The 10,139-nt window shown below is 67.5% G+C and carries 9 protein-coding genes; 5 read left to right on the forward strand and 4 right to left on the reverse strand.

What is annotated here, in order from left to right; translation table 11 throughout:
- The first annotated feature begins 9 nt into the window (after positions 1–9).
- On the forward strand, positions 10–876 hold the full coding sequence (locus tag NA10_RS20255; protein WP_067570282.1) for a MinD/ParA family ATP-binding protein: 867 nt from the start codon (positions 10–12) through the stop codon (positions 874–876).
- 3 nt (positions 877–879) lie between these two features.
- Here NA10_RS20255 and NA10_RS20260 read toward each other — a convergent pair whose 3' ends face one another.
- Positions 880–1,899 carry a hypothetical protein gene (locus tag NA10_RS20260; RefSeq protein WP_067570284.1) on the reverse strand — a complete coding sequence of 340 codons (1,020 nt, stop codon included), beginning with the start codon at positions 1,897–1,899 and terminating at the stop codon, positions 880–882.
- A gap of 519 nt (positions 1,900–2,418) precedes the next feature.
- On the opposite strand from NA10_RS20260, the gene NA10_RS20265 reads away from it, so the two are divergent.
- The 3 genes from NA10_RS20265 (at position 2,419) to NA10_RS20275 (ending at position 5,917) form a co-directional block, all read left to right on the forward strand.
- Positions 2,419–3,051 (forward strand): TetR/AcrR family transcriptional regulator, encoded by a 633-nt coding sequence (locus tag NA10_RS20265; RefSeq protein ID WP_067570286.1) that lies wholly within the window; start codon positions 2,419–2,421, stop codon positions 3,049–3,051.
- Between the two features lie 22 nt (positions 3,052–3,073).
- Positions 3,074–5,137: a neutral/alkaline ceramidase gene (locus tag NA10_RS20270; protein ID WP_067570320.1), complete on the forward strand. Its 2,064-nt coding sequence runs from the start codon at positions 3,074–3,076 to the stop codon at positions 5,135–5,137.
- A gap of 75 nt (positions 5,138–5,212) precedes the next feature.
- On the forward strand, positions 5,213–5,917 hold the full coding sequence (locus NA10_RS20275) for a respiratory nitrate reductase subunit gamma (protein ID WP_084515031.1): 705 nt from the start codon (positions 5,213–5,215) through the stop codon (positions 5,915–5,917).
- A gap of 250 nt (positions 5,918–6,167) precedes the next feature.
- On the opposite strand, the gene NA10_RS20280 is transcribed toward NA10_RS20275, so the two are convergent.
- On the reverse strand, positions 6,168–7,106 hold the full coding sequence (locus NA10_RS20280; RefSeq protein ID WP_067570289.1) for a GlxA family transcriptional regulator: 939 nt from the start codon (positions 7,104–7,106) through the stop codon (positions 6,168–6,170).
- 203 nt (positions 7,107–7,309) lie between these two features.
- Between NA10_RS20280 and NA10_RS20285 the strand changes: the two genes are divergently transcribed.
- Positions 7,310–7,738, forward strand: a complete 429-nt coding sequence (locus NA10_RS20285) for a DUF6010 family protein (protein ID WP_067570291.1) — start codon at positions 7,310–7,312, stop codon at positions 7,736–7,738.
- A 101-nt stretch (positions 7,739–7,839) separates the two neighbouring features.
- On the opposite strand, the gene NA10_RS20290 is transcribed toward NA10_RS20285, so the two are convergent.
- Positions 7,840–8,646 carry an SDR family oxidoreductase gene (locus tag NA10_RS20290; RefSeq protein WP_067570293.1) on the reverse strand — a complete coding sequence of 269 codons (807 nt, stop codon included), beginning with the start codon at positions 8,644–8,646 and terminating at the stop codon, positions 7,840–7,842.
- A 162-nt stretch (positions 8,647–8,808) separates the two neighbouring features.
- On the reverse strand, positions 8,809–9,846 hold the full coding sequence (locus NA10_RS20295) for an alpha/beta hydrolase (protein WP_067570295.1): 1,038 nt from the start codon (positions 9,844–9,846) through the stop codon (positions 8,809–8,811).
- Between the last annotated feature and the right edge of the window lie 293 nt (positions 9,847–10,139).

Here is a 10,139-nt window from a genome sequence, read left to right on the forward strand (position 1 = left end):
GAATCTCGAGTGTCTCTCAGTTTTCCCGATCATCCCGCCGCGCTCTCCTCCACCCCTACGGATCTGTCCGTGCTGCTCCGCCCGGCCCCGCCCGGCGCGCCCACCGATGTCGTGCGCCTGCGCAGCACCAATGGTTTCCTGCTCTGGGCCGATCTACCGCCCGTACTCGTACTCGGGAGCTCCGGCGGCGCGGGCACCACGACGACGGCGCTCGGCGTGGCCACCGCGGCCTCCTACAACTACCGCGAACACTCCCCGATCGTGGTGGACGCCACCGCCACCGGCGGGGATCTGGCCCGAAGGGGTTGCGATGCAATCGATCCCGCCGGAACCGTGCAATCCTGGCTGAATATGAGTCACCGCGGACTGGCCTCGGCGGTGCTGGACAGCTGCGGTGAGAACACCTCCAGCGTCGGCATCCTGCCCCGCGGGCCCGAGGCGCTACCGCGGCGCGAGAGCTACGCCTCGGTGCATCGCAGCCTCTGCGATGCCGGATGTCTGCCGGTTTACGACGGCGGATCGCCGGTGACCAACCGCATGGTCGCGCCGTTGCTGGCGGATTCGCGTATCTCCCTGGTCATCACCCTGGCCGCCCGCGCCGACGCGGTGAATCGACTACGCCCGGCCCTGATCTGGCTGGACGACAACTACAGCCAATACCACCTGGCCGAAGCGGTCATCGTGGTGACCAGACAGAACCCGAGCGATGGCCCCGGCTACGCCAAACACATCCGCACCTACCTCGGAAAGTTCGTCCGCGCCGTCACCGAAATCCCCTACGACGCCCACCTGGCCACCGGCGGCGCGGTCAGCTGGTCCAAACTCGCACCCCCCACCCGCACCGCCTACCGGCAGATCGTGAACCTGCTGCGCTGAGCGCTACTTGCTGTTGTAGACGCGCACCAGGGTGCCGTCCACATCGGCGGCGACGTATCCGCCGCCGTTGTATTCGTCGGAGTAGTAGACCAGCAGCGTCGGCTTGTTGTCGTTGAAGGTCCAGGCCGGGTCGATGATGATGTAGTGGCTCTTGGGATTCGGGACGGCCAGCTTGTCCTGGGCCGTGGCCAGCAGCGCGGGCAGGATATCCCAGTCGATGCCCCCGAGAGCGACCGTCGAATGGCCGGAGATTTGACCGCCCGGTCCGGTGCGGGTGGCCGCGCCGTCGCGGAAGGTGTACTCGTCGTAGACGGTCGGGCGGTCCTTGACCGGTGCGCCGGTGGTGATGAACTCCGGGTAGATGGTGGATTCGGTGAAATTCTGTCCGCCCGTTGCCTTCTCCAGCGCCGCGATGGCCTGCCGAACGCCGGTGGGCGTCAGCAGATCGACTCCCGCGGAGGTGGTACGCGGCTGCGTGGTCGGAAAGGTGAAGCTGGGCTGCACGATATTCGTGCCCACCGGCAGACTCGGAATCGCCTGGGTACTCGGTGTATTGGTCGACGACCCCGGCCGCAGTGCCACCGCGGCGAGGACACCGGCCGCGACCACGACCACCACACCGATGATCGCGGCGACGATCACACCCCGATTCGAGTGCGCCGCGGCATCAATCGCGACGCCCCGGGAGGTTGCCGTGGGCTGGGCGTAGAGCGGTGTCGCCGAATGTCCCGAAGGGTTGGAATGCCCGCCGTAGGACAGCGGGTGCGAGGGGACCGACGGTGACAAGGGCAGTGAATGCTCCGGGGGCTTTCCCGTCAACCGATGTGGCGCGGAGATCGCGGTCGGTGCCTGATGCAGTGGCGGAAGGCCTCCGGGGTATGGGGTCGGCGTTGTCATCGCCTGGGACAGCAGCCAATCCACCTGTTCGAAGGTGGGGCGTTGATCGGGGTGTGGCACCAGGATCGCGAGTAGAGCGGGGGTGAGCGATCCCGCGCGGCGCGGCGGTGGGACCTCGCCGCGCATGACCGCGGCGAGCGTGCCGACCGAGGTATCACGGCGCAGCGGGTGGTAGCCCTGACCTCTTTGAGCGCCACCTCCCGATGCAGCGCCACATCGTAGGCCCGCCACACCGTCCCCATACCGCCACTGCCGAGCGGCTCGAGCAATTCGAAGCGCCCGTCGACCACTGTCCGCCCGGAAATCACCGCGCCAGCCTATTGCGCGCGCCCATTCGATGCCATGTGCATGTTATGGCGCAGGGGTCCTCTCGGCGTTTGCCCGCGCGATTACATGCACGTCGCCGGGCTAGCGAGTGGCGAAGGCGTCGGCGCTCAGCTCGGCCAGTACGGCACCGGTGGGCGTAACCGCCACCAGGTCGCCGAACCGTAGACTCACATACCCGGCGGCGCAGATGAGGAGCCCCTCCTCGGCCAACCGGCGCGAAGCCCATGCGACACGGGCGCATTCGGCTGGCGCGGTTCTGCTCGTGGCCGCTACCCTACCCAAACCTGAATCTGATTCACATTGCCTCCGGAGTCGAGAATGCCCACCCCGCTCCAGCTGCCCGATGCGCTGCTGCGCCGTGTGCCCCGCCAGACGCGCAGCCGCGAGCGTCTCGCGCGGGTGCTCGAGGTGGCGGATCGGCTGATGGGCACCGAGGGCGTCGAGGCGCTGACCATGATCAGGGTGGCGGCCGAGGCGCATATCTCGGTCGGGTCGCTGTACCAGTATCTGCCCGATCGCGACGCGATCATCGAGGCGTTGGCCGGGTCCTATCTGGCCATGATCGAATCCCGTACGGCCGCACTGCTCGAGCTGGCCCGCGCCGAACGCTGGCCGGATCCGACCGATGTGCTCATCGACGCCTTCGCGCACCTGTACCGCGGCGAGCCCGGCTTCCGCGCGCTGTGGTTCGGTCGCCATCTCACCGAGGCGGCGCGCGCGGCCGACCGCGAGCACAAACGGCGGATGGCGGTTACGCTCCGCGAGATCATGATCGCCCAGGGTGTCGCCGCACCCGGCGAGGAACTGGATATCGCCTGCCGGACCGCGCACCTGATGGGCGATGCGGTCATGCAGGAGGCGTTCCGGGCCGATCCGGACGGTGATCCGGGCCTGCTGCGCGAAGTCAAGATCGCACTGCGGGCGTACGCGGCCCGGTGGACCGCACCGTGACGAACAGATGCAGGAGTATTCGATGAGAGTGTCCCGCCGATCCGCGCTGGCAGGCGCGGCCGTCTCCGCCGCCGCCCTCGGCGCGACCGGACTGCTCGGCGCGAAAACCGCTGTCGCACAGCCGGGCAGCGGTGCGGGCTACCTCGTCGGCTGCGGTATGGCCGATATGACCGGCGCACCCGCCGGACAGGGCATGATGGGCTACTCCGAACTGGATCAGGTCACCACCGGCCTGCTCATGCGCTGCTGGGCACGCGCGTACATCATCGTCGATCAGGTCAGCGGTGATCGCGTGGTCTTCGTGAACACCGACAACGCCTGTCTGTTCCAGTCGGTGCACCTGGCGGTGATGGTGGAGCTGGCCAAGCGATTCGGTGATCTGTACACCGAGCGCAATGTGAATCTCAATGCCACGCACAATCACAATTCGTGCGGTGGCACCGCGCGCGAATACGCGTACTCGCTTGCGGCGCAGGGGTTTCAGCAGAACTCCTATGACGCCGAAGTGGGCGGTATCGTCGCGGCGATCGCGCACGCGCACGAGCGGCTCGCGCCCGGCGACATCATGATCGGGCATGGCGAACTGCACGATGCCAGTGCCAATCGCTCGCGGGTGGCCTTCGATCTCAATCCCGCCGAGGACAAGGCGGAGTTCCCGGACGCCATCGATCCGGCGGTCACCGTGCTGCGACTTCGCCAGGGCGGCAAGGATGTCGGAGCCATCACCTGGTTCGCCACGCACGGCACCTCGCTGACCGATCGCAACACGCTGATCTCGGTCGACAACAAGGGCTACGCCAGCTACCGCTGGGAGCACGACGAGATGGGCGCGCGCTATCTGGACGGGCAGCCCGGATTCATCGCGGCGTTCCCGCAGACCAATCCCGGCGATATGACCCCGAATCTGTGGACGCGGCCGTGGCATCCGGCCGGGCCGACCGAGGACAATCGAACCAACTGCGCCATGATCGGCGAGCGCCAATATCAAGCCGGGCGAAAGGCTTTCGCGTCCGCACGGGGCATGTCGCGGGGCGGCGTGGATTCGGTCATCCGCTATGTGAACATGTCCGACACCCTCATCGACGGGTCGTACACCCCCGACGGCAAGCCCGCGCGCACCTCGCCCGCCATGATGGGCGCGGCGGCGGTGGCCACCAGTTCCGAGGACAACTTCAATACCCAGATCCCGTTCCTGCACGAGGGTGATACCAATCCGATGGTCGCGGCCCTCGGTGGTATCGACGCGCCGATCGAACAGTGGATGCGCGATGTGCAGGCCCCCAAGCTCGATATCGTCCCGCTGGGGATACTGCCGCCGCGACCGTGGGTGCCGCAGGTGGTGGCGATTCAGATCATGCGCATCGGGGACCTCGTATTGGCCTCGGGCCCAGCGGAATTCACCATCGTATCGGGGCTGCGGGTGCGCCGGGTGGTGGCCCGCGCGCTGGGTGCGCCGATGGAGAACGTGCTCGTGCAGGGCTATGCCAACGGCTACTGCGGGTACGTCACCACGCCCGAGGAGTACCTCTCGCAGCAGTACGAGGGCGGTGAAACCCTGTACGGCCGTTGGACTCTCTCGGCGTACATGCAGGAATTCGACCGCCTGGCGCGTGCCGTGGCGGCCCGGACCGATCTCGGCCGGGGACCCGCGCCGCTGGACTGGAGTTCGGGCTTGCAGCCGAATCTGCTGGCCGCCGTGCCCGCCGATGTCCCGGTCGCGGGCCGTTCGTTCGGTGATGTGCTGACCCAGCCCGCCGCGAATTACGCTGCGGGAGATACGGTCTCGGTCGAATTCGTGGGCGCGCACCCGAACAACGATTTCCGGCTGGGCGGCACCTACTTCGAGGTGCAGCGGTCCACCGGGGACGGGTGGGCGCGGGTCCACGACGACAATGACTGGTGCACCGAATTGCACTGGCGGCGACCGGAGGACAATCCGGCCGCCTCGCTCATCCAGATCCGCTGGAGCGTGCCGTCCGATGTGAAGGCCGGAAAGTATCGCATCCAATACTTCGGCGACAGCAGGGATGCGACCGGGCAGAGGACCGGATTCACCGGTACATCGACCGAATTCTCGGTGGGATAGCGCGAAATTCGCCGACCTCGCCTCTTTCCCCGAGCGGATGCACGTGCAACAGTGGTGCGCAACAGCGGGATCGATATGACGAGGAAGTCGACCATGATGTACGTGTTGTGGGTCTTCCTGCCGGTCGTCGCTGTTGTCACCTGCGTTGCCGGACACGTCTGGCGTTTTCGGCGCGATCGGTTCCTGAGCTGTCTGTACGGGCCGCATATCGATCGCGCGCAGTGGTTCGGGAGTCTGGCATTCCGTACCGGGGTGCCGCTGCTGTTCGCGGTGCGGGTCACCGAAGTCAGTGTTTCCGGGCCGCATTCACGCACCGGCGGTGGTCTCAGCGTGCTGCTCACGCTCGCGCAGGCGGTCGCCATTCCGCTGGCCGCGATCGGGGCGGGGCTCATTCTCATTCCGCCGCTGATCACCGCCGAAGCGCGGCCGCGCATTACGCCGATCGATCGGATGACCTTGCCGGTGCTGGTCGCGGCGCTGCTCTCCTCGGTGCTGGTGACCTTCGATCCGTATTCGACCGATGATCGGTACCGGACCGCGGAGACGCTGTTCACCTGGACCCGATCGCTGGTGTCGCTGCATCCCAATGTCGAGGTCATGCAGCACGCGCCGGTCATCTATCAGGCGCGCGGATTGATCGTGCTGCTGCTGATCGCGATATGGCCTTATACGCGGCTGGCGGGCATCTTCACCGTGCCGCTGCTGCGGGTCGTGCGGCATGCGTTCGCGGCGGCGCGCTGCCTGCCGATTCCGGTGCTCCGCAAACGCCATCCCGCCTAGTGCGAGATGCGGCCGGTCATCCGGATCTCGGCAATGGCGGAATCCCCGGGCCGTAGTCGGTCCCAGCGTCGTCATCGGCGCGCCGGCCAGCTCTCTCAGCGCGGTATGAGCCACATGAGCGCGTTGCATTCGGCTGGTCGTCGATGGAACTCTGGACTCACGCCGACCTGACCCGCTGCCGCGAGGAACCACACCGCGCGTCGGCGGGACCGTCACCCTCGATCGCCGTGGTCTGTCGCTCCGCGGGCGTTCACCGGAAGGCGCGGCGGTAGGCGTTCGGGGGGACGCCGACGGTGCGTTTGAAATTGTCTCGGAACGCGGTCGGTGAGCCGAAACCGACTTGGGCGCCGACGCGTTCGATCGTGTGGTCGGTCGTCTCCAGCAAATGCTGGGCGCGGCGGATCCGAGCGCGGTGTAGCCACCGTAGCGGCGTGGCGCCGGTCTGAGTGCGGAACTGCCGCAACAGGGTTCGGGTGCTGGTGCCGGCTTCGGCGGCGATGTCGGCGATGGTGAGGTCGCGGGACATATTGTCCTGCAACCACAGCAGCAGCGGCTCCAGCCCGCCGCCCTGCGGTGCGGGCGGGAGTTGCTGGACGATGAACTGGGCCTGCCCGCCCTCGCGTTCCAGCGGCATCACCGACAGCCGGGCGGCGTCGGCCGCCACGGCCGAGCCGTAGTCGCGGCGGATCAGGTGCAGGCACAGATCCAGTCCGGCCGAAGCGCCTGCGGAGGTGAGGATTTGGCCGTTATCGACGTACAGCACGTCCGGATCGACCTCGACGCGCGGATAGGTGGCCGCCAGCAGGTCCGCCACGATCCAATGGGTGGTCGCCCGCAGCCCGTCCAGGAGGCCGGTGGCCGCGAGGGGGAACGTCCCGGTGCAGATGGAGGCGATCCTGGTGCCCGCCGCGGCGGCGGTGCGGATCGTGTCGCGCACGGCCGGCGACAGCGGGGCGGTCGGATCGGCGACTCCGGGGACGATCACGGTGTCGGCTTCGGCCACCGCGGCCAGGTCCCATGGCGCTCGTAGCGCGAACGCACCAGCGTCCACCTCCGGCCGCTCGGCGCAGATGCGGACCCGATACGCGCGGCGGCCGTCCGGTAGGCGGGTGCGGTCGAAAACCTCGACGGGGGTGGACAAATCGAAGGGTATGACCCCGTCCAAGGCCAGAACCGCGACCGTGTGCATGGCGTGAAACTACCCCATCGCCGAATTCGCGTCATCACCGTGAACAGGCCGGCAAGGGCGACGAGACGGTGACGGGACCGTGAGACCGGCCATGTCGTTTTTCCGTGGATACCTGACGAAAAAGCCACTGGGACGACTCTCGGCCGGGCGATACCTTCGTGTCCGATTCATCCCCCGAGCCCGCTCCTAGGAGTCACCCGGTCATGATTTCCACTGTCGCCAATGTCGTTGCGCCGCTGCTGATCGGCGGCGTCTACGCCCTGCTCATGTCACCCATCCGCGAACCACATCGCCGCACTTTCAACGCGATCATGGTCGCCGGAGCCGGAGCCGCCTATCTCAGTGGCGGCGGACTCGGCCCCTGGGAATACGTCTTCGCCGCCGCCATCACCTACTGCGCGTACCGCGGCCTGAATTCGTGGACATTCATCGGCCTCGCATGGCTGCTGCACACCGCCAGCGACATATTGCATCACCTCAAAGGCCACCCGATCGTCCCCTTCGCGCACAACTCCTCCCTCGGCTGCGCGATCTGCGACCCCGTGATCGCCCTCTGGTGCCTACGCGGCGGCCCCGACCTGCGCGCTTTCCTCCGCATCCGCTCGCCCGAGCCGACACCCGTCGAAAAGTAGCCCTTGCCATCACAAAACACCCCGGGTCACCTCCTACCGGGGCATGCTCGACCTGGCCACCCTGCTCATGTGGCTTTGAGTACACCCCTTAGGGGCCCTCGTCAGAGGGTGTCGGCCTTGCTGATCCAGCCGACCACCAAGCGATTGAGCCAGGCGGGGGAGAGTTGGGTGGCCGCGGCGGTGATCTTGGTCTGCACGCCGACGAGCACGTGCGAACTCCGAATGCTCCGGCGGTGGGTCGCGGTGTGCCACACGGCGTTCGCGACATCGTCCGGGCTCAGTCGCACGCCCAGGGTGGTCGCGGATTTCGAGCCCTTGGCGACCTCGGTCATCATATCGGTGGCGACGAACAGGGGCAGCAGATCGCGCACCGGGATGCCGTAGTGCCGCCACTCCAGATCCAGGGCTTCGGTGAGGCTGCGCACCGCCGCCTTGGTGGCCCCGTAGGTCGCCAGTCCCGGCTGGCCGTACAGCGCTGAGGCCGAGGCCAAGTTGATGACCTGACTGCCCGGGGTGCGGCGCAGATAGGGGAGCGCGGTGTGGCAGCCGTTCAGCACGCCTTTGATATTCACGTCCACCAGCCGGTGCTGACGGTCGAGGGCGATATCGCCGAATGCGCCCGAGTAGAGGATGCCCGCATTGTTGACCAACAGGTCGAGGCGACCGGTGACGGCGAAGAACTCCGCCAGCGCACGTTCCCAGCCCGCCGCATCGGTGACATCGAACGCGCCGGCGACGGTGTGTCCGCCGATCTCCCGTGCGGTGTGTTCGGCGGCATCGGCATCGATGTCGTACAGCCCGACCGTCCACCCCCGGGCCGCGAACGTCGCGGCAATCGCGCGGCCGATACCGGCGGCCGCGCCGGTGATCAGGACGGCGGGGCGGGATGCGTTGGCGGGCTGTGACATTCGAACCTCTCCGGTGCTGACGGTCGAAACAGTACTGCGCCTGCGGTGTGGATCCCGGCCACAAGCACGCCGGGATGACGGAGCCGGGGGGTACCCACGGTCGAGACGGCGGAGCCGCCTTCGCCTGTGGGAGTTCCGATCACTCGGCGCTACCGGTGCGGGTCAGGCGGCGGTGCGGCCGGTGGCGGCCTGTTCGATCATCGCACGGTGGAATCCGGCCGCGTCCCTGGCGGCGTCGCGACCGTCGGCGAGCAGGCCCGCGCCCAAGTGGATGAGGGTGTGCGGTGCGTCGGCGCGGATCTGGAGGGTCATCGGGACCCGTGCCTCTTCGCAGCGGCGTGCCACTTCCAGGGCGTCCGAGAGCAGCATTTCGCGCGAGCCGACCTGGAGCAGGATCGGCGGCATTCCGGTGAAATCGTGGTTGACCACCGACCAGCTCGGATCCAGGACGCCATTGATCGCGATTCCGCGCCGCACCACCATGGCCGGGCCCGCGGCGGGCAGCACCGCATCGGTATTGGCATTGGGGTGCGCATCGCGCGCGGTGGAGTCGAAGTCGGCCCAGGGGGAGGTCACCGAAATGCCCGCGGGCAGCGGCAGACCCAGATCACGGGCGGTCAATACCAGGCGCAGCGCCAGGCCGCCGCCGGCGGAATCGCCCGCCACGATGATCTTCTCGGCTGCGAAGCCCTGGTCCAGCAGGTACCGGTAGGCGGTCAGCGCATCGTCGAGGCTCTCATTCGGGTGCGCGTCGGGTAGCTGGCGGTAGTCGACGGTGAACACCGGCAGTGCGCTCGCACTGCCCAGCCGCGCGGTATGCCGCCGATAGCTGTTGAGCCCGCCCGCGATGAACGCTCCGCCGTGGAAATACAGAATCACCGCACCACGCTCGATACGCGGATCGGCGACCGGTGCGCTCCACAGCCATTCGCCGTGAAAGTCCTCGAAGAACACCGGATGCCGGTGTGTGCCACGCGGTGTGCCGAGCAGGGCCGCGGGTCCCTCCGAGAAACGGGTGGCCCGGAAGATCAGCTCGGCCGGTCCGGGCCCGAAATCGGCGACCCACGCCCCCGCCCGCAGAAACTGCTGCAGGGTGGTGCGCAGCACCGGATGGGCGATGCGGGTACCGATCCGGGCCGGGCGGGTGGATTCAACGATCACGGACGTGACGGATTCCGAGGTCTGCGGCGACGTTGCCACGGGGCGCTCCTGTCCGCGCCGCGATCCCCCGAAGCGCTGAACTGTACGACAACACTGTCATTTATGGCCTGGGCCATCGACCATCTTGACTGCTCGGACGCGGATTGTCATGCCCGGGAAGGAAATTCCCGTCATATCGAGACCTTCCTACCCACGGTGCAACCCGCGATGGTGGGGTGCCCGGTGCCCCCGGCGGGGCACGATAAGGATGGGAACGGTACCGCCCAGCGTCTTATTGCTGGGCGGCTGGTTATAGAAGCCGATTTTGCCCTGAGCAGCAGCAAGCGCTAGGG

Source organism: Nocardia acidivorans NBRC 108247 (assembly GCF_001625085.1).
In the GTDB taxonomy this organism is placed as follows: domain Bacteria; phylum Actinomycetota; class Actinomycetes; order Mycobacteriales; family Mycobacteriaceae; genus Nocardia; species Nocardia acidivorans.